General features: G+C 71.5%; 20 protein-coding genes. 3 read left to right on the plus strand and 17 right to left on the minus strand.

Features of this window, described 5'->3' with window-relative positions:
* Positions 1 to 5: 5 nt before the first annotated feature.
* Together otsB and AMA02S_RS16755 are read right to left on the minus strand one after the other, a co-directional pair.
* A complete protein-coding gene (gene otsB, locus AMA02S_RS16750; protein ID WP_067459228.1) occupies positions 6 to 815 on the minus strand; it encodes a trehalose-phosphatase in 810 nt (269 codons plus the stop codon).
* 20 nt (positions 816 to 835) lie between these two features.
* Positions 836 to 1,153: a DUF3263 domain-containing protein gene (locus tag AMA02S_RS16755; RefSeq protein WP_084265235.1), complete on the minus strand. Its 318-nt coding sequence runs from the start codon at positions 1,151 to 1,153 to the stop codon at positions 836 to 838.
* A gap of 346 nt (positions 1,154 to 1,499) precedes the next feature.
* On the opposite strand from AMA02S_RS16755, the gene AMA02S_RS16760 reads away from it, so the two are divergent.
* Positions 1,500 to 2,126, plus strand: a complete 627-nt coding sequence (locus tag AMA02S_RS16760) for a MarR family winged helix-turn-helix transcriptional regulator (RefSeq protein ID WP_067459231.1) — start codon at positions 1,500 to 1,502, stop codon at positions 2,124 to 2,126.
* Between the two features lie 26 nt (positions 2,127 to 2,152).
* Here the strand turns inward: AMA02S_RS16760 and AMA02S_RS16765 are convergent, their stop codons facing one another.
* The 11 genes from AMA02S_RS16765 to paaZ form a co-directional block, all read right to left on the minus strand.
* Entirely contained in the window at positions 2,153 to 2,485 is a 333-nt protein-coding gene (locus tag AMA02S_RS16765; RefSeq protein ID WP_218004996.1) for an SHOCT domain-containing protein, read from the minus strand.
* Positions 2,486 to 2,604: 119 nt separating this feature from the next.
* Positions 2,605 to 4,917 (minus strand): S8 family peptidase, encoded by a 2,313-nt coding sequence (locus AMA02S_RS43340; protein ID WP_218004997.1) that lies wholly within the window; start codon positions 4,915 to 4,917, stop codon positions 2,605 to 2,607.
* A 205-nt stretch (positions 4,918 to 5,122) separates the two neighbouring features.
* Positions 5,123 to 6,787 carry a monocarboxylic acid transporter gene (locus AMA02S_RS16775; RefSeq protein WP_067459236.1) on the minus strand — a complete coding sequence of 555 codons (1,665 nt, stop codon included), beginning with the start codon at positions 6,785 to 6,787 and terminating at the stop codon, positions 5,123 to 5,125.
* Positions 6,787 to 7,242, minus strand: a complete 456-nt coding sequence (locus AMA02S_RS16780) for a DUF485 domain-containing protein (RefSeq protein WP_084265237.1) — start codon at positions 7,240 to 7,242, stop codon at positions 6,787 to 6,789. The genes AMA02S_RS16775 and AMA02S_RS16780 overlap by 1 nt, the downstream gene beginning before the upstream one ends.
* Positions 7,243 to 7,485: 243 nt before the next feature.
* Positions 7,486 to 7,764 carry a GlsB/YeaQ/YmgE family stress response membrane protein gene (locus AMA02S_RS16785; protein WP_067459242.1) on the minus strand — a complete coding sequence of 93 codons (279 nt, stop codon included), beginning with the start codon at positions 7,762 to 7,764 and terminating at the stop codon, positions 7,486 to 7,488.
* 80 nt (positions 7,765 to 7,844) lie between these two features.
* The gene (paaE, locus tag AMA02S_RS16790) at positions 7,845 to 8,942 is read right to left on the minus strand and encodes a 1,2-phenylacetyl-CoA epoxidase subunit PaaE (RefSeq protein WP_305790698.1); all 1,098 of its coding nucleotides are present in this window, start codon (positions 8,940 to 8,942) and stop codon (positions 7,845 to 7,847) included.
* On the minus strand, positions 8,943 to 9,455 hold the full coding sequence (gene paaD, locus AMA02S_RS16795) for a 1,2-phenylacetyl-CoA epoxidase subunit PaaD (RefSeq protein WP_067460777.1): 513 nt from the start codon (positions 9,453 to 9,455) through the stop codon (positions 8,943 to 8,945). It abuts the gene before it with no gap.
* Complete coding sequence (gene paaC, locus AMA02S_RS16800) at positions 9,452 to 10,324, minus strand: 1,2-phenylacetyl-CoA epoxidase subunit PaaC (protein WP_067459245.1); 873 nt, start codon at positions 10,322 to 10,324, stop codon at positions 9,452 to 9,454. Before paaC ends, paaD begins: the two co-directional genes overlap by 4 nt.
* A 7-nt stretch (positions 10,325 to 10,331) precedes the next feature.
* A complete protein-coding gene (gene paaB / locus AMA02S_RS16805) occupies positions 10,332 to 10,661 on the minus strand; it encodes a 1,2-phenylacetyl-CoA epoxidase subunit PaaB (protein WP_067459248.1) in 330 nt (109 codons plus the stop codon).
* Complete coding sequence (paaA, locus tag AMA02S_RS16810; RefSeq protein WP_067459251.1) at positions 10,661 to 11,590, minus strand: 1,2-phenylacetyl-CoA epoxidase subunit PaaA; 930 nt, start codon at positions 11,588 to 11,590, stop codon at positions 10,661 to 10,663. Before paaA ends, paaB begins: the two co-directional genes overlap by 1 nt.
* Before the next feature lies 1 nt (position 11,591).
* Positions 11,592 to 13,631 (minus strand): phenylacetic acid degradation bifunctional protein PaaZ, encoded by a 2,040-nt coding sequence (gene paaZ, locus AMA02S_RS16815; protein WP_067459254.1) that lies wholly within the window; start codon positions 13,629 to 13,631, stop codon positions 11,592 to 11,594.
* 105 nt (positions 13,632 to 13,736) lie between these two features.
* Between paaZ and AMA02S_RS16820 the strand changes: the two genes are divergently transcribed.
* Positions 13,737 to 14,348: a TetR/AcrR family transcriptional regulator gene (locus tag AMA02S_RS16820; RefSeq protein ID WP_067459257.1), complete on the plus strand. Its 612-nt coding sequence runs from the start codon at positions 13,737 to 13,739 to the stop codon at positions 14,346 to 14,348.
* Between the two features lie 9 nt (positions 14,349 to 14,357).
* Here AMA02S_RS16820 and AMA02S_RS16825 read toward each other — a convergent pair whose 3' ends face one another.
* Genes AMA02S_RS16825 through pdhA form a run of 3 tightly spaced genes read right to left on the minus strand, consistent with a single transcriptional unit; the run spans position 14,358 to position 17,715 of the window.
* The gene (locus AMA02S_RS16825; RefSeq protein WP_067459259.1) at positions 14,358 to 15,611 is read right to left on the minus strand and encodes a dihydrolipoamide acetyltransferase family protein; all 1,254 of its coding nucleotides are present in this window, start codon (positions 15,609 to 15,611) and stop codon (positions 14,358 to 14,360) included.
* On the minus strand, positions 15,608 to 16,618 hold the full coding sequence (locus tag AMA02S_RS16830; protein WP_067459261.1) for an alpha-ketoacid dehydrogenase subunit beta: 1,011 nt from the start codon (positions 16,616 to 16,618) through the stop codon (positions 15,608 to 15,610). Before AMA02S_RS16830 ends, AMA02S_RS16825 begins: the two co-directional genes overlap by 4 nt.
* A complete protein-coding gene (gene pdhA, locus AMA02S_RS16835) occupies positions 16,615 to 17,715 on the minus strand; it encodes a pyruvate dehydrogenase (acetyl-transferring) E1 component subunit alpha (RefSeq protein WP_218004998.1) in 1,101 nt (366 codons plus the stop codon). The genes AMA02S_RS16830 and pdhA overlap by 4 nt, the downstream gene beginning before the upstream one ends.
* A gap of 109 nt (positions 17,716 to 17,824) precedes the next feature.
* Here pdhA and AMA02S_RS16840 point away from each other — a divergent pair, with 109 nt between their 5' ends.
* On the plus strand, positions 17,825 to 18,325 hold the full coding sequence (locus tag AMA02S_RS16840) for an Lrp/AsnC family transcriptional regulator (protein ID WP_084265239.1): 501 nt from the start codon (positions 17,825 to 17,827) through the stop codon (positions 18,323 to 18,325).
* A gap of 52 nt (positions 18,326 to 18,377) precedes the next feature.
* On the opposite strand, the gene AMA02S_RS16845 is transcribed toward AMA02S_RS16840, so the two are convergent.
* Complete coding sequence (locus tag AMA02S_RS16845) at positions 18,378 to 19,067, minus strand: hypothetical protein (RefSeq protein ID WP_157430633.1); 690 nt, start codon at positions 19,065 to 19,067, stop codon at positions 18,378 to 18,380.
* Between the last annotated feature and the right edge of the window lie 312 nt (positions 19,068 to 19,379).

Here is a 19,379-nt window from a genome sequence, read left to right on the forward strand (position 1 = left end):
TCCTGTCACACGAGGGTGCCGAGCAGGGCCACGACACCGGACGGGCCGTCCACGACCACGTCGGCACGGTCGGTGAGGGCGGTGACCTCGGCGGAGCCGCTGCACACCTTCACCCCCGGCACGCCGTCGGCGCGCAGGACCTCGACCGCGTCGAATGCGGCCAGGTCGCCGAGGTCGTCGCCGGCGAACAGGACGGCGGACGGCGGCGTCCCGCGGTCGTCGATGAACGACCGGAGCGCCATGCCCTTGTCCATGCCGGGCGGTCGCAGTTCGAGGACGAACCGCCCAGGCTCGACGACGAGACCGGTCCGCTCGGCGAGCGCGGCGAGGATGCCGCGCAACCGTTCGAGCGCGACCTCGGGCTCGGCGCACCGGCGCGTGTGGACGGCGAGCGCCTGGCCCTTGTCCTCGACGTAGGTCTCCGGCGGGGCGCCCGCCGCGCTGAGCACGCCGGGCAGCTTCGCCCGCGCCTCGGCGACGCCCGCCGGAGGCTCGGGCACGGTCAGCGTGCCCGAGTCCCAGCGTTCGCGCCCGTACTGCCCGAGCACGACGAGCCCGTCGATGTCCTCGAAACCGCCGTACTCCACCGCGAGAGCGGCGGGACGGCCGGTGACGATCACCAGCGAGCCCACGAGCGGGGCGAGGCGTGCCAGGGCCGGGGCCGCGCCCGGATGGGCCCTGGCCGCGGACGGATCGTCCACGATCGGGGCGAGAGTGCCGTCGAAGTCGAAGCCGAGCACGGCCCCGGCGGGAGTGTCACGGATGGCGTCCAGGCCGTCAGCGCCGGCGGCCGTCACAGAGCGGGGAGAGTTCACATGGACCAGTGTTGGCCATGTCAGGGCCTGATGCCGAGCCGGCTCGCGGCACGGCGGCGCTGCCGCTGCGTCCGCATCCGGCGCAGCCGCTTGACCAGCATCGGGTCGCACTCGAGTGCCTCGGGCCGGTCGATGAGGATGTTCAGGAGCTGGTAGTACCGCGTAGCCGACATGTCGAACAGCTCACGGATGGCCTGCTCCTTGGCTCCGGCGTACTTCCACCACTGCCGCTCGAAAGCGAGGATCTGGCGGTCACGCTCGGAGAGGAGGTCGGCGGGAAAGGCGTGGTCGTCTTCCCTGTCGTCGGTCACGGGTTGGAGGGCTGACCCATCGTCCATGCTTCCGTCCTGTTGAGGACCATCACTGGGGGCGTCCGCCGCGCGCATGAGGTCCCCTCTGTGGTTACTGATCCCGGGTCGTCCGGGTTCGGCAGGGTGCCATGCTACGCGCCCCCGCCGACAAGTTCCGGCGGTTCGCGCGGAACGACCGAGGCCCCTTTCAGTGCATCACATCCCCGTTCACCTGCGGCTCTGTGTCGTCTTGTGTCCCGTGTCGATCACGAGTCACAGCAGCCGCCGGACGCCTCCGGGCCGGCGGATAAGGAGCGCATAAAGAAAATATGCACACTACATGCGTTAGGGTGGACGTCAGGTGACGACAGGCATGGGAACGGGGAGAGCTTGCATGGCGACGGAGACATCCGCCACCGGACGGCCCACCGGGCACGACCCGGACCCGGTCCTCGCCGACATCGGCGTCGCGCTGTTCCATCTCCGCCGCGTCTGGGCCAAACCCGACCTGATGAAGCGCATCCGCGCCCAGACCTCCAGCGGCCCCGACGGACGGCCGCTCCAGATCTCCAACCTGATGGTCGTGAACGCCGTCGCCGCGCTGACCACCGGGCCGCCCGCACCGCCCGACCCCGACGGCGCGCCGGGTGACGACGGTGCCCACGAGCGGTCCGTCCCCTGCGAGGTGACCGTCGGCGCGGTCGCCGAACGGCTGGAGGTCGATCCGTCCACCGCGAGCCGCCTGGTCGGGCACGCGATCGACGCGGGCCTTGTGTCCCGGCGTCCCTCCCCCGTGGACGCGCGCCGCGCCAACCTCGGGCTGACCGAGGCGGGACGGCGCGTCAAGGCGGTCGCCGACCGGTTCCGGCGCGCCTACCTCGACGAGCTCATGACCGGCTGGACGGGGCCGGAGCGCGCCGAGTTCGCCCGGCTGCTCACCCGGTTCGCCGACGCGGCCGCCCGGGCACCGATGTACCCGGACGGCATCGACCGGATCTTCGAGGAGGCCGAAGCCGACTGAGCGCGGCCGGGCTCGGCGGCGCGCCGTCAGCCGCCGTTGCGCAGGGCGGACATGCGCATCAGGTACTCGTCCTCGTCGATCTCTCCCCGGGCGAAGCGCTCGGCCAGGATCGACTGTGCCTTGACCATCGGGTCCGCGGCCGCGGTGGCGGCCGTCGCTCCCCCCGTTCCGCCTGCTCCGCCCGTTCCGCCCGCGCCCGCCGTCATCCGGCGGCGGATCAGGTAGAACGCCGTGCCCAGCACGGCCAGCCAGAACAGCCCGAACGTGATCGGGAAGACCGGCCAGAACGCGGGCGGGTCCCCGCCGTCGTTCCAACCCCCCGGGTGCGCCGTGATCTGTGTCGCCAATGTCGTCACCATGGTGCTCGACCCCTTCCTGTGTGCGGATGAGTCGATGCTCGGCGACAGGTTCGGGGGTCGTCATCGTCCAGCCGGAGGCTCCGCCGCTACGCCCGCCGGAGTAGCGGGGACGTCCACGTTCACCACCAGGGGGGCCGGTAGTCCTCATCGTCGGAGGGCGGTACCGGCGGAGGCGCGGACGGCGGTTGCGGGTCGTCCTGCGGCTCGGGAGGAACCGCGGGGAACGCGGAGGTGGTCCCGGCGTCCGGCGGCGGGGACGGCGGCCCGCCGAAATCGGCCCCGTTGAGGTCATGACCGTTCGGGGGACGGTCCTCGACCGGGGGCGGCGGACCGTGGTGCCTGCCGTTCGGGACGACACCGTTGCCGTTGGCGTGCCCTCCATGCGACCCGTTCAGCCCGTTGAAGCCGTTGGCCCCGTTCGCCCCGTTGACCCCGTTCGAGCCGTTCAGGCCGTTCAGACCGCTCGATCCGTTCAGACCGCTCGCCCCGTTCGATCCGTTCAGGCCGTTGGACCCGTTCAGACCATGCGACCCGTTCAGACCCGTCGAGCCGTTCAGCCCGGTCGGCCCGAGCGGGGGGAACTCGCCCGGCACGAACGGCCGTAGCTCCGACGCCATGATCGGCGGCTGCGCGGGCGGCTCGGGAGGCATGTCGCCCGCACCGTCCGGCGTGGGCGGGAACAGCGGCATGGGCGACAACGGGCGCGGTTCGACGAACACCTCCGGCTCGGCATACTCACCGGGCTCGCCGTACGTCCCCGGCTCGGCGTACTCCTCCGGCCGGGGGAACTCCCCCGGGTCGTCGTACTCCCGGGACCCGCCGTACCCTCCGGCATCGGTGTACTCCCCGGCCTCGGCGTACTCCTCACGGGCGCCGTAGCCGTGCGCACCGTACTCGCGCCCATCATGCTCATGCGCACCGAACTCGTGCGCACCGAACTCGCGCACGCCGTGCTCCCCGTGCGCGGAGTAGACCTCGGGGCCGGTGTACGCCTCGGTGCTCTGCCACACCGGCACGTTGACCGGCGCGACCGGAGACGGCGGTGGCGCGCCGAGGGGCATGACGGGCGCGGCCGCCGCACCGATCTGCTCGCGTGGCACGCTCGACGACGGCAGGCCGTACTCGGGGACGACGCCGCCGGGCTCGTCCTCCTCGTCCGGACGCCGCCGCTGCCGCCAGCCGAGCACGAGTCCCAGCACGATCAGCACGACGCCACCGCTGAGGACGGCCAGGAGCAGCAGGTTCGAGTCCTCTTCGGGGGGCGCCGCGGCCGGCGTGGGCGCGGTGGGCGGCTTCGACGCCGCGAGCGACCCCCGCGAGGTCTTGTTGAGCGCGGCGGCGGCGACAAGCGTCCGGACGGCGTCGACCGGACCGGTGCAGGCGGCGAAGCCGGTCGGATGGCCCCGGCGCGGCGGCGACCCCTGGACGAGCGCCCGCCGGACCTCCTCCGGGCTGAGGTTGGGGTACCGCGCGCGGACGAGCGCGGCGACGCCCGCGACCATCGCCGAGGACGCGCTGGTGCCCGTCCCGACGACGTAGCCGTTGCTGGAGTCGGCGCTGACGATGTCCACACCCGGCGCGCACACCGAGGTGTGGGACCGGCGGTTGCTGTCCTTCCAGAGGCGGAGCCGGCGGTCGAGCGCGCCGACCGCGATCACGCCCGGGTAGGCGGCGGGGAAGTTCTTGCGGTTGGCGCCGGAGCCGTCATTGCCCGCGGACGCGATCAGCACCACGCCGCGGCCGAGCGCGTACTTGATCGCGGCCTCCTGCGAGGGGGCGCCGTTGTAGTGGAGCTGGCCGCCGCCGAGCGACATGTTGATGATGTCGGCGCCGTGGTCGACGGCGTAGCGGATGCCGCGGGCGATGGCGTCGCGGTCACCACCGGCCTGCGGGTTCTGCCGCAGCGGGTCGTCGTTCTCCAGGGTCACCCGCACCGACAGGACGCGGCTCTGCGGAGCGACGCCCATCATGCCCTCGGCGAGGCCGGGACCGTGGCCGTGTCCGGCGATGATGCTGGCCATGGACGTCCCGTGCACGCCCCAGTAGCGGCCGCCGGGCCGTCGCGCGCCGCCGGTCAGGTCGGGGCCGCCGAGAACGCGGCCGGTGAGGTCCGGGTGGCGCCGGTCGACGCCGGTGTCCAGGACGGCGACGGTGACGCCGGCGCCCCGTGACCACCGCCAGGCGCGGGAGGCGCGCAGGACGCCCAGATGCCATTCGCGGGCGCGGATCTGGTCGGTCCGCGCGCTGTAGGGGGCGTCCGCCGCAGCGCCGCGGACGGGACGCTCCGCCGGCGCGGTGCCCTTCGCGGTGAACGCCGCGGGCACCGCCGCCGCGGCGGCGAGCGTCAGCACGGCGAGCGTCGCCGTGGTCTTCGTCCCGAGGCGGGTTGCCGGACGAACATGCCGGGCAGGGTCTCGACCGGCAGGGAACACGCGCCGCACCTCCTCCCGGCTGTTGGCCGCGGTCCGCCCGTGGGGCGCGAGCCAACATTGTGCCACGCGAACCCACCGCGGCCCGGGCACTCGTCGCATTAGGGCACGGTCCAGGACAGCGCGGATCTACCTCCCGGGCCGTGCGCCATCGGCCGCACCCGCCGTCACACCCGCCGTCGCGTCCGCCGTCGCGCCCGTCGTCGCCTCAGTGGGAGCCCGCGCCGGTCAGCGCACGCACCGCCAGGTCGTCGTACTGGGCCGGGTCCGCCTTGCGCCGGGTGGCGAACGTCCCCACGACCGCGCACAGGAACCCGATGGGAATCGAGACGAGGCCGGGATTCTCCAGCGGGAAGAGATGGAAGTCGACGCCGGTCGGGAACAGCGACTGGCTCTCGCCCGTCACCGGATCCACTTTCCCCGACACCACCGGTGACAGGAGCACCAGCACCAGCGAGGCGGCGAGCCCGCCGTAGACGCCCGCGACGACCCCGCCCGCGTTGAACCGCCGCCAGAACAGCGACAGCACGATCGCCGGGAGGTTCGCCGAGGCGGCCATCGCGAACGCCAGCGCCACCAGGAACGCCACGTTCACGTTCTTCGCGACGACCGCGAGGACGATGGCCACGGAGCCGACGAGGAACGACGCGACCTTCGCCACCGCCACCTCCTGCGACTCGCGCGGGCGGCCGAGCATCAGCACCTGACCGAACCCGTCGTGCGCCAGCGACGTCGCGGACGCCAGCACGAGCCCCGACACCACGGCGAGGATCGTCGCGAACGCGACCGCGCCGATGAACGCGAGGAGGACCTCGCCGCCGACCCGTCCGCCGATGTGCTCCCCGACGGCGCGCGCGAGTTGCGGCGCCGCGGTGTTGCCGGACGGGTCCTGCTCGACGATCGCCCGCCGTCCGACGAGCGCCGCCGCGCCGAACCCGAGGACCAGCGTCATCAGGTAGAAGCCGCCGACCAGCCCGATCGCCCACGACACCGACGTCCGGGCGGCGCGCGCGTCGGGAACGGTGAAGAACCTGTTGACGATGTGGGGCAGGCCCGCGGTGCCGAGCACGAGCGCCAGCGCGAGGCTGATGAAGTCGAGCTTGTTCACCATCGTCCGGTACGTATCACCGGGGACGTCCTGCCCGTACTTCTGCCCGGGGCGAAGGAAGTCCGCGCCCTTCCCGCTCGCGTCGGCGGCCGAGCCGAGCAGCCCGCCGACGTCGAAACCGAACCGGGCCAGCACCAGCGCCGTCAGCACCACCCCGCCGGCCATCAGCAGCACGGCCTTGATGATCTGCACCCAGGTGGTGGCCTTCATCCCGCCGAACATGACGTAGCAGATCATCAGCACCCCGACCGCGACGATCGTCGCCGTCCGCGCGGTGTCCGCCGACATCCCGAGGAACCGCCGTCCCTCGTGGATGCCGAGCAGCAGCGACACCAGCGCGCCCGCCCCGACCATCTGCGCGAGCAGGTAGAACACCGACACCGTCACGGTGGAGACGACCGCCGCCGTGCGCACCCGGGCCTGGCCGCGGATCCCGCGCGACAGGACGTCGCCCATCGTGAACCGGCCCGTGTTGCGCATCAGCTCGACCAGGGGCAGCGTGACGACCCACGCGACCAGGAAGCCGATCGAGTACAGGAGACCGTCGTAGCCGGACAGGGCGATGATCCCGGCGATGCCGAGGAACGACGCCGCCGACATGTAGTCGCCGGCCAGCGCGATCCCGTTGCGCGGGCCGGAGAGCATCCGCCCGCCCGCGTAGAAGTCGTCCGCGCCCTTGGTGTCGGCCCGCGCCCGCACGGTGATCCCGAGCGTGATGAGGACGAACCCGATGAACAGCCCGAAGGTCAGCATCCGCTCGTCCATCACCGCACCTCACCCAGGCCCGGACGGACGTTCCACTCGCCCCTCGGCTCGGGCACGGCCGGCCGCACCGCCTGCCCGCCACCCGCGACGGGTGGCTCACCGCGCAGGTGGGCCCGTAACTCGGCGGCCAGCGGATCGAGGCGCCGGCGCGCATAGGCGACGTACGCCCAGGCCAGCACGAAGGTCGAGACGAACTGCAGGACGCCGAGCAGCAGCGCGACGTTGACGTCGCCGATCACCGTCCGCGCCATGAACCCCCGGGCGAACCCGGACAGCGCGACATAAGCGAAATACCATCCCAATGATCCACAAAGAATCCAGAGCGCCAGATGCGCGAACCTCCTCCTGAGCAGCCGAAACCTGTCATCGCACGCCGCAGACGCGTAATGGCCGGGAAGAACCCTGGTGCCCCGTTCGATCCCCTGATGCCGCGCCGGCTGCGAGTCCCCGACCATACGGTCCCCCTCTAGACCCGATCATGACTCTGCGTAGCCGTTCCGATCCTCTATGAGATCAAAGATCCGCGCGCCACAAGGCCCACTTAGCGATACGCGAGGCAAGCCCTTGCCGGCCAGGAATCCCTCACTCCCCGGCATCCACCTTGAGCGCCCCCACGACGCCCAGGTCAGGACGGAAGGATGAAGGTCCTGGCGCATCGCTGGACCCTCATGCCGGCGGAGATCGGCGACCTGGTGCGGTCAGCGCGGTCTGGTGTCGCGGCGGCGCTTCCACGAGGCGACCGCGGCGACGCCGATGACGGCGAGCCCGATCTGGAAGACCAGTTCGATCCAGTCGACGCCGTCGGTGGTGTCCACCCCGACCTTCTGCGCGATCGCGGTGCCGACCAGGGCGGCCACGATCCCGATGATGATGGTGAGCAGGATCCCGATCGGCTGGCGGCCCGGCAGTATCAGCCGCCCCAGCGCCCCGATGATCGCTCCGATGATGATCGCTGTGATGATCCCTGAGATGGTCACGAGCCCGCCTCCTAGAGGTGTCGCGTAGGCCCCTTGTGCCCAGTCAGGCCCACTTGTCACCTTTCGGCGCCGCCGTCCCGTCAGCCGTCGTAGTCGATCGTGAGTCGCCCGGTGACCGGGATGGACTGGCAGGTCAGGACGTATCCGGCGGCGACCTCCGCGGGGTCGAGCGCATAGTTGCGGCGCATGTCGACCGCGCCCTCGACGACTCTCGCCCGGCAGGTCCCGCAAACACCGCCCTTGCAGGCGAACGGGAGGTCCGGGCGGATCCGCTGCGCCGCCTCCAGGACGGTCGCGTCCCGCGGCTGCGTCGTGGTCGTGGACCGCCCGTCCAGGGCGATCGTGACCTCGCTGGACGGGCCCGCGACCGCCGGCCGGGCGCGGTCCGGCTCTGGCGGCACGTCGTCCACGTGGAACAACTCCTGGTGGACGCGGTCGGGCGGCACGCCCAAGTCTTGGAGGAGGCTTTTCGCTCCGGTGACCATCGTGAACGGGCCGCACAGCCACCAATGGCCGACATCCCGGACGGGCACCAGGCGCGGCAGGAGCGCCCGCAGCCTGCCGGCGTCCAGGCGTCCGGTGAACAGCTCCGCCTCGCGCGGCTCCTGCGACAGTACGTGCACCAGCTCGAACCTGTCCGGGTGGGCGTCCTTCAGGTCGGCCAGCTCGTCGGCGAACATGACCGTGCCGCTGCGCCGGTTCCCGTACAAGACCGTCACACGGCAGGACGGGTCGGCCAGCGCGGACGCCGCGATCGACAGGACGGGCGTGATCCCCGATCCGGCGGCGATCAGCACGTGGTGGTCCCCGGTCCCCGCGCCGAGCGTGAAGGTCCCCACCGGCGGCATCACCTCGATCACGTCACCGGGCCGCACCTCGCGGACCAGCCAGGACGAGAAGAGCCCGAACGGGATTTCGCGCACGCCGATGCGCGGCGCGGCACCGGCGGGCGCGCAGATCGAGTAGGACCGCCGCTCCTCCCGTCCCGCGACGCGGCGGCGCAGCGTGAGGAACTGACCGGGCGTGAAGGCGTACTCGTCGGCCAGCTCGGCGGGCACGTCGAAGGTGACCGCGACCGCGTCCTCGCACACGCGCTCGACGGCGGCGACGCGCAGCGCGTGGAAACCGCCGCGACTCCGGCTGGCGGCGCCGCTGTCCTGCTCGTCCACGACGGTCACTCAGATCTCCTTGACGTGCTCGAACGGCTCCCCGCACCCGCCGCAGCGGTGCAGGGACTTGCAGGCGGTCGCCCCGAACCGGGACAGCTCGGCCGTGTCCGCGGAGCCGCAGCGGGGACAGGGGATCCGGCGGACCGGGCCCAGGGTGAGCGGGATCGGCCCGGCGGCCCGGCGCGGCGCCGGGCCCGGGGGCGACACTCCGGCCGCCGCGAGCTTGGCGCGGCCGCTCTCACTGATCCAGTCCGTCGTCCACGGCGGGTCGAGGACGGTGCGGACGCGGACGTCGCGGTATCCGGCCTCGCGGAGCCGGGCCCGCAGGTCGTCGCGCATCGCGTCCAGGGCGGGGCAGCCGGTGTAGGTGGGGGTGATGGAGACCTCCACATATCCGCCCATCACGTCCACCTCACGCAGGACGCCGAGTTCGGCGAGGGTCACCATCGGCAGCTCGGGGTCGGTGACCGTCTCGGCGACCGCGCGGGCGGTCGCGACGCCGTCCGCCGGATGCGCGTTCACCACGCCGCTCCCGGGTGGGCGCGGGCAAGGCCCTGGAGCTCGGCGAGCAGGTCGTCCAGCGCCCCGGAGTGCGAGCCGTCGCGCCCGGCCACCGAGGGCGGGACGGGGTCGGGGCACCGCAGCGTCGCGGCCACCACCACCTGGCCGAGGACGTCGTCGAACTCCGCGCGCACCTCGGACGGGTCCACGCCCACACCCGCGCTCGCCATCCGGCGCTCGACCTCGTGCGTGCCGAACAGCTCACCGGTGTGCGGCCAGAGCACCTCCAGCGCCCGCCGCGTCCGGTCGCGCGACAACGCGGTGCCGTCGCCGAGACGGATCGTCCACAGCGCGGCGTGGTCGCGGTGGTAGGCCACCTCCTTGACGCCCTTGGCGGCGACCGCGGCCAGGATCGGGTCGCGGGACGCGGTGAGGCGGTCCAGCAGCGCGAGCCGCCAGGTGGAGAACATCAGCAGCCGGACGATGGAATACGCGAAGTCCCCGTTCGGCGCCTCGACGAACCGCACGTTGCGGAACCACGGCGCGTCCCGGAAGTAGGCGAGGTCGTCCTCATCCCGGCCGGTCCCCTCGGACGCCCCGGCGCGCGACAGCAGGAGCCGCGCCTGGCCGAGCAGGTCCAGCGCGATGTTGGCCAGCGCGACCTCCTCCTCCAGCTCGGGCGCGTGCGTGCACCACTCCTGCAACCGGTGCGACATGACCAGCGCGTCGTCACCGAGCATCAGGCAGTAGGCGGCCAGGTCGGCGCGGTCGATCCCGTCCGGGACGGACGTGTCGATCCCGGCGAGCGGGTCGTGGAACCCGGTGCCGAACGCCCAGCGCGCCTCGTCGTTGTCCTCGGTGATCGCTCCGAGTGCGTTGTCGAAGGACATCGGACCCTCACATGTGCGGGACGTTCTCGGGAATGTCATAGAACGTCGGATGCCGGTAGACCTTGTCGCCGCTCGGAGCGAAGAACGGGTCCTTCTCGTCCGGGCTGGACGCGGTGATGTCACGCGCCCGCACCACCCAGATGCTGACGCCCTCGTTGCGCCTGGTGTACAGGTCGCGGGCGCTCCGCAGGGCCATCTCGTCGTCGGCGGCGCGCAGCGACCCGACGTGCACGTGGTTCAGGCCCCGCTTCCCCCGGACGAACACCTCGTAGAGCGGCCAGTCCCCGCCGATCACGGCCTCGCCGTCCGTCTCGTCCGTCTCGTTCCCGCCGTCCATCACGCCCCCTCTCTGATCTTCTTCTTCGCGGCGTGGGCGGCGGCGGCCTCGCGGACCCAGGCGCCGTCCTCGTGCGCGGCGCGGCGCACCTCGATCCGCTCGGCGTTGCACGGGCCGTCGCCGCTGATGACGCGTTTCAGCTCCGACCAGTCGATCTCACCGAAGTCGTGCTGCCCGCGCTCCTCGTTCCAGCGCAGGTCGGGATCGGGCAACGTGACACCGAGCGCCGCGGCCTGCGGGACGGTCATGTCCACGAACCGCTGCCGCAGCTCGTCGTTGGTGTGCCGCTTGATCTTCCAGGCCATGGACTGCGCGGTGTGCGTGGAGTCGGCGTCCGGCGGCCCGAACATCATCAGCGACGGCCACCACCAGCGGTCCACCGCGTCCTGCACCATCTCCCGCTGGGCGGGTGTGCCGCGCATCAGGCACATCAGCATCTCGTAGCCCTGCCGCTGGTGGAACGACTCCTCCTTGCAGATCCGGACCATCGCCCGTGCGTACGGGCCGTAGGAACTACGGCACAGCGGCACCTGGTTGCAGATGGCGGCGCCGTCCACCAGCCAGCCGATCACCCCGACGTCCGCGAACGACAGCGTCGGGTAGTTGAAGATGGACGAGTACTTCTGCCGGCCCTCGATCAGTTTGCCGGTCAGGTCCGTCCGGTCGGCGCCGAGCGTCTCGGCGGCCGAGTACAGGTACAGCCCGTGGCCCGCCTCGTCCTGCACCTTGGCCAGCAGGATCGCCTTGCGGCGCAACGACGGCGCGCGGGTGATCCAGGCGCCCTCCGGCTGCATTCCGATGATCTCCGAGTGCGCGTGCTGGGCGATCTGCCGGATCATCGTCGTCCGGTACCTGTCGGGCATCCAGTCGCGCGGCTCGACGCGCTGGTCGCGCTCGATCGTCCGCTCGAAGTGAGCCTGCACGCTCATCTCACTCCCCCGCCGGGAGCTTGGCGACCAGGGTCAGCACGTCGTACCGGGCGACGGTCTCGCCGTCCTGGCGCGTGACCTCGGTGTCCCAGCGGACCTCGCCGTACTCGGCGTTCTCGCGCGGGGTGATCTGCTTGGCGGTGAGCGTCACCGTCAGCTCGTCGCCGGGGAAGGTCGGCGCGAGGAACCGCAGGTTCTCCAGCCCGTAGTTCGCCAGGACGGGACCGGGCTCGGGCGAGACGAACAACCCGGCGGCGAACGACACCACGAGGTAGCCGTGCGCCACCCGCCCGCCGAAGAACGGGTTGGTTCTAGCCGCCTCCTCGTCCATGTGAGCGTAGAAGGTGTCCCCGGTGAAGTCGGCGAAGTGCTCGATGTCGTCCAGCGTGACGGCGCGGGGACCCGCGACGACCGTGTCGCCCACGCGCAACTCCTCCAGGTGCTTGCGGAACGGGTGGACGTCGGTCCGCGTGTGCGGCGCACCCGGCGTCCAGCGCCCGGTGATGGCGGTGAGCATGGCCGGCCCGGCCTGCACGGCGGTGCGTTGCATATGGTGCATGACGCCGCGGATCCCGCCCATCTCCTCGCCGCCGCCCGCCCGTCCGGGACCGCCGTGGACGAGGGCCGGGAGCGGCGACCCGTGCCCGGTGGACTCCTTCGCGTCCTCCTCGTTCAGGACGAGCAGCCGGCCGTGCCAGGGCGCGGCGCCGAGCACGACGCGGCGCGCGAAGCCGGGGTCGGCGGTCACGACCGAACCGACCAGGCTGCCCTGCCCGCGCGCCGCCAGCGCGACGGCCTCCTCCGCCGAGGAGTAGGGCAGCAGCGTGCTGACCGGGCCGAACGCCTCGACCTCGTGCGGCTCGGCGCGCCCGGTGTCGTCGGCGCGCAGCAGGATCGGCGACATGAACGCGCCCCGCTCGGGGTCGGCGTCGACGACGGTCACGGCGGTCGGGTCGCCGAACACGATCCGTCCGGCGTCCAGCAGCGCCTTCAGACCGCGGCGGACCTCCTCGCGCTGCTCCAGCCCGGCGAGGGCGCCCATCCGGACGTCCGGGTTGGCCGGGTTCCCGACCGTCACCCGCGCGAGCCGTTCGCCCGCCGCCTGCGCCACCTCGTCCAGCAGGCCCGCGGGCACGAGCGCGCGGCGGATGGCCGTGCACTTCTGCCCGGCCTTCACCGTCATCTCGGTGACGAGCTGCTTGACGAAGAGGTCGAACTCCGCCGTCCCCGGGCGCGCGTCCGGACCGAGGATCGAGCAGTTCAGCGAGTCGGCCTCGGCGTTGAACCGGACGGAACGCCCCACCACGACGGGGTGCGTGCGCAGCGTGCGCGCGGTCGCGGCGGATCCGGTGAACGCCACGACGTCCTGCTCGGTCAGATGGTCGAGCAGGTCACCGGCACCACCGCAGAGCAGCTGGAGCGTCCCCTCCGGGAGGATGCCGGACGCGACGATCAGCTCGACCATGCGCGCGGTGAGGTAGGCGGTCTGCCCCGCGGGCTTGATCAGGCTGGGCATCCCGGCGAGGAAGGCGGGCGCCAGCTTCTCCAGTGGCCCCCACATCGGGAAGTTGAAGGCGTTGATCTGGACCGCGACGCCCTGGCGGGGCACGCAGACGTGCCGTCCGGCGAACGTGCCGCCCTTGCTGAGCGGCTCCACGTCCCCGTCGATCAGGATCGTGTCGTTCGGCAGCTCCCGCCTGCCCTTGCTCGCGTACGAGAGCAGGACGCCGATGCCGCCGTCCACGTCGATCCGCGAGTCGGCGAGCGTCGCGCCGGTGCGGGCCGACAGCGCGTACAACTCGTCCCGGTGCTCGCGCAGGTGCAGGGCCAGCGCCTTCAGCAGCGCCGCGCGCTGGTGGAAGGTCAGCTCCCGCAGCGCCGGGCCGCCCACCCGCCGTCCGTGCGCCAGCGCCGCCGCGCGGTCGACACCGGACGCGGAGAGCCGGCCGATCTCCTCCCCCGTCACCGCGTCCGCGAGGGGCGTCCCCTCGTCCTTCGGAACATGCCATGCGCCGGACACGTAGCTGGGCAGCGGAGCCATGCGGCGGGCCTCCCCGTCTCGAATTACCAACCGTCCGTTCAGTCAGATATTACCGTGCGGGCGCCCTCCCGAGAACCCCCCGGACCCCCTGGCCCTCCTGCGATAATGACCGCCGTGAACAACGTGGACGACAGCCGTACGACGCGCCGGGGACGACCGGGCTACGACCGCGAATCCCTGCTGCGGGTCGTCGTCACGGTCTTCAACGAGCGCGGCTACGACGGCACCAGCATGGACGAGCTGTCCAAACGGCTGGGCATCAGCAAGTCCGCGATCTACCACCACGTCACCGGCAAGGACGAGCTGCTCCAGCTCGCCGTCGACCGCGCCCTGGACGGACTGTTCGCCGCCGCCGACGAGGCCACCGCCGTGGACGGCCGCGCCATCGACCGGCTGGAGCACCTCGTCCGCGCCAGCGTCGCCGTCCTGGTCGAGCGGCTGCCGTTCGTCACGCTCCTGCTGCGGGTGCGCGGCAACACCGCCGTCGAGAAGCACGCGCTCGCCCGCCGCCGCGAGTTCGACCACCTGGTGGCCGGGCTGGTCGCCGAGGCGCGGGCCGAGGGCGACATCCGTCCCGACATCGACCCCGCCACCGTCGCCCGCCTCCTGTTCGGCCTGGTCAACTCGCTCGCCGAGTGGTACAAACCACGCGGCGCCGGCAGCACGGAGATCGCCGACGCGCTCTGCAAGATGGCGTTCGACGGGCTGCGCCGCTGAAGCCCGCCGCTACAGGTGGGTGACCAGCACCTCGGGACGTTCCACGCAGTCGGCGACGAACCGCAGGAACCCGCCCGCGACCCCTCCGTCGCAGATCCGGTGGTCGAAGGTGAACGACAGCTGCACGACCTTCCGCAACCGCACCTCTCCCTCGAAGGCCCAGGGCCTGTCGATGATCCGCCCGATCCCGAGCATGGCGGCCTCGGGATGGTTGATGATCGGGGTCGAGCCGTCCACGCCGAAGACGCCGTAGTTGTTGAGGGTGAACGTCCCGCCGGTCAGGTCCTTGGGGGTCAGCCGGTTCTCGCGTGCGTCGTCCGTCCGGCGCCGGAGCGACGCGGCGAGCTCGGCGAGCGTGAGCCGGTGCGCGTCGCGGACGACCGGCACCACGAGCCCCCGGCCGGTCTGCGCGGCGAACCCCAGATGCACCCACGGCACCTCGACGATCTCCTCCCGCTCGACGTCGAGAGAGGCGTTGAGCTCGGGGAACCGCCGCAGCCCGGCCACGCAGATCCGGGCGAACAGCGCCAACATCCCCACGCGGGCCTCGGGGTCGGCGCGGTTGATGTCCGCCTTGAGCTCCACCAGCGGCGTCGCGTCGACGTCCACCCACGTGCTCGCGTCGGGGATCTCCCTACGGCTGCGCGCCATCTTGTCGGCGACGACCCGCCGCGTCCCCTTGAGGGGGATCCGCAGCACATCGGCGCTCTCCTCCGCCTTCTCCGGGGTCGAGGCACCGGCGATGGCGGCGTCGACATCGCGCCTGAGCACCACACCCCCCGGCCCGCTCGGGGCCAGCGCGGCGACGTCCAGCCCATGCTCCCTCGCCAGCCGCCGGACAACGGGCGAGATCACCCGCGGAGCCTCCCCGTCCCCGCCCGCAGCCGCAGGGGTCGCCGCCTGGGCCGCGCGGCGGCGGGAACGGCGAACAGCGCCCGTCCCGTACCCGACCAGGACGTTGCCCGACCCGGCGCGCTCCTCCTCGCGGTACCGCTCGTCCGCCTGCCGCTGAGGCGCGACGTCCTGGACGGTGATCTCGATGAGCGGCGAGCCCACGTCCACGACCGTCCCGGCGTCGGCGCACAGCTTCGCCACGGTCCCCGCGATCGGGATCGGCACGTCCACGGCCGCCTTCGCCGTCTCCACCTCGACGACGCTCTGATCCACGATGACGGGATCGCCGACGGACACCTTCCATTCCAGGATCTCCGCCTCCGTCAGCCCCTCGCCGAGGTCCGGGAGCCGGAAGACCGTCGCGCTCACGCGGCACCGCCCAGGCTGAGGAACCGGGTGTCGGGCCGATCGTCGCGCTGAAGCCGGTCCAGCGCGTCGAGGATCCGGTCCGCGCTCGGAAGATGGTGATGCTCCAGCATCGGCGGCGGGTAGGGGATGTCGAACCCCGTCACCCGCAGCACCGGCGCCTGCAAGCTGTGGAAGCAGCGCTCCTGGACGCGAGCCGCGATCTCCGCGCCGACGCCCGCGAAACCCGCGGCCTCGCTGACCACGACGCACCGCCCCGTCCGGCGGACGGACGCGACGACCGTGGCGTCGTCGAACGGGACGATCGTCCGCAGGTCGACGACCTCCAGATCCCACCCCTCGGCCTCGGCGGCGCGGGCGGCCTCCATCGCCACGGGCACGCTCGGCCCGTACGCGACGACAGTCGCGTCCCGGCCGGGACGCCTGAGCGCCGCGCGGCCGAACGGCTCCGTCCGGACGGGAAGAACGACATCCGACTTCGACCAGTACAGTTTTTTGGGCTCCAGGAAAACGACCGGATCGGGGTCGTCGACGGCCTCCCGCAGCAGCGAGTAGGCGTCCTCTACCGTCGCGGGCGTGACGACCTTCAAGCCGGGCGTATGGGCGTAGTACGCCTCGCTCGAATCGCAATGGTGCTCGACACCGCCGATCCCACCCGCGTAAGGAATCCGAATGACCAACGGCATCTCGACCCGCCCCCGCGTACGGTTGCGCATCTTCGCCACATGCGAGGCGATCTGCTCGAACGCCGGATAGGCGAACGCGTCGAACTGCATCTCCACCACGGGCCGGAACCCGCCCATGGCCATTCCGACCGCGAAACCGACGATCCCCGCCTCGGCGAGCGGCGTGTCGAAACAGCGATCGTCCCCGAACTTCTCCGTCAACCCGTCGGTGATCCGGAAGACCCCGCCGAGCGCGCCGACGTCCTCACCGAAGACGACGACCCGCTCGTCCCCGTCCATGGCGTCGCGGAGCGCGGTGTTCAGCGCCTGGGCCATGGTCGTCATGACAGCGCCTCCTCGGCCTCGATCTCGGTGCGCAGCATCGCCCGCTGCTCGTCCAGTTGCGGAGTCGGTGTGCTGTAGACGTGGTCGAACAGCCCCATCGGGACGAGTTCGGGATCGGCGTTCATCCGCTCCCGCAGCCGCGCGGCGTACCCCTCGGCCTCGGCCGCGACTTCGGCGACGTCCTCGTCCGAAAGGTGACCGTGGCTGCGCAGATAAGCCTCCAGCCGTGCCACCGGATCGCGGTGCCGCCATTCCTCGGCCTCCGCGTCGTTCCGGTAGCGGGACGCGTCGTCGGCATTCGTGTGCGCCTCAAGCCGGTAGGTGTGCGCCTCGACGAGGAATGGCCCCGCACCCGACCGCGCGTGCTCGACCGCCGCGGCCAGAACCGCCAGCACGGCCACCGGGTCGTTTCCGTCCACCCTTTCGGAGCGCACCCCGTAACCGACGCCCTTGTAAGCAAGAGAAGGCGCCGCCGTCTGCCGCTCCAGAGGTACGGAGATGGCGTAGTGATTGTTCTGGACCAGGAAGATGACCGGCGCCTTGAAAACAGCTGCGAAATTGAGCGCCTCATGGAAGTCGCCCTCGCTCGTCCCGCCGTCCCCGACACAGGCGAGCGCGACCCGTCCCGTCCCCTTGCGCCGCTCGGCATAGGCGAGCCCGGCCGCGTGGACGGTCTGCGTCGCGAGCGGCGTGCACTGGGGCGCCGTGTGATGCCGCTGGGGGTCGTACCCGCAGTGCGCGTCACCCCGCAGCAGCGACAGCACCTCCACCGGGTCGATCCCGCGCGCCACCAGCGCGACCGACTCCCGATAGGTCGGAAACAGCCAGTCGCCGTCCGACAAGGCGAGCGCCGCACCGACCTGGCACGCCTCCTGCCCGTGGCTCGACGGGTAGACGGCCAGCCGCCCCTGCTTGGTCAACGCCGTGGCCTGGGTGTCGAACCGGCGTCCGACGACCATGGATCGGTAGGCCCGGCGCAGCAGCTCAGGACTCGGCAACTCGTACGCGGACCGCCCGCGCGCCACCGCGCCGGTATCGGTCAGGAACCGCACCGGCTCCCTCGAAGGAAGCAGCGCCTCCGGCTGTGGACCCGTCATCCGCGCCCCACCTCCTGATTCCATCGGTGGTAAAAATATGAATCAGGACGGCCATAGGTCTCAATACCCGCCCTGAATCAAAGACAACCTGCCACCAGACGGAGCACCAATGGACCATCTGTCGCCGGAGACCCTGCCGCCCCCGACCCCCGCCGGACGTTCGGCGGCACCCCTCGACGACGTCGACCGCGCGATCCTGCGCGAGCTCGGCGCCGACGGCCGCCTGTCGATGCGCGCCCTGGCCGAACGCGTCAGCGTGTCCCGCTCCAACGTCTACGCCCGCGTCGAACGCCTGATCGACGACGGCGTCATCGCCGGCTTTACCGCCCGCCTCGACCCCGTCCGCGCGGGTCTCGGCACCGCCGCCTACGTGCTGGTCAACATCGAGCAGAACTCGTGGCGCAAGGTCTCCGCGCAGCTCCGCGAGGTGCCCTACATCCAGCACCTGGCCTTCGTGGGCGGCGACGTCGATCTCGTCATGCTCGTCCGCACCCCCGACAACACGTCCCTGCGCGACGTCGTCCTCGGCCGCATCCACGCGGTCGAGGGCGTCCGCTCCACCCGCACCTGGCTGATCTTCGACGAGACCCCGACCCCGCACCCGCACTGAAAGGACCGCCCACCGACCGCCTTGAGCGACCGATGAGCGGCCCGAAGAAGGATCAGTTGACGCAGTTCTCCTTCACATTGACACCGGGCCCGCCGTCGCACACATACGCGCCCCGCGGCCCGCCCCCGTCGAACCAGTCGTTCCCGTCGCCCCCGACCAGCTTGCTGAATTCACCGCCATAAAGAACATCGTGCCCCTCCTCACCGAACAGGAAGCCGTTGTAGCCCTTCCTGCCGTCGAGCCAATCGTTTCCGGGCCCGCCGAAAGCGTTCGACTCACCACCGCTGAGTTCGAGCACGTCTTCGCCCGGCCCGCCATGAGCGAACCCATGGGCGGACCGAAGACGTATGAAGTCATTCCCCTGCTCACCGTAAACGTGATACGGCGCGGTGCGACCGCTCAGCACGATCCTGTCGCTCTTGCCGCCAAGATTGATCTCGGCGTTCGCGGCGCTGAACTCAGGACAGTTGACCGTGTGCCGATCCTCGTTGACACACCCGTTACCCGCGACCAGCCGAGCCGCGTTGTCGACGACCCTCCCCTCGAAGACGGTGAGGTCGTTGACCACTCCCGCACTGTCCTTGATCCGCAGATCGTTGTGGCCCTGGTGCGGCACCAAATACACCTGAGTACCCCCGCCGGCCCGCGCAGGAGCGGCCGTCGACAATGCCTGCGCGCTCACCAGGGCGACCGCCGCGAGCACTGCCAGGCGACGACTGACCGGAAGACGAAAGTCGACCATGTGCGTTCCCCTCCTCAGACCCGCCGACCGGCAGGCGTCCAAGACGAAGCGCAGCACACAAGAATCCCCCGCACCTCCTCATCCCACCCGCCGCAACCGGACACGACGACCAAAGCCGCTCTGACCAGGACCGAACCAAACCGGCATGGCCAGCACCGGCAAGGCGTCCACAATCACCTTCTCACCAGGTGAATTCTCAGCGATCCAGAAAGGCCCTACCCAGCCGGCGAGTGCACAGCCAGAACCGTTGAGAAATCAACAGTCAGGCTTTATAGATCCACCGGAGACCGCAACCGGCCACCGACACCACGA

The organism is Actinomadura macra NBRC 14102 (assembly GCF_001552215.1).
Classification (GTDB): Bacteria; Actinomycetota; Actinomycetes; order Streptosporangiales; family Streptosporangiaceae; genus Spirillospora; species Spirillospora macra.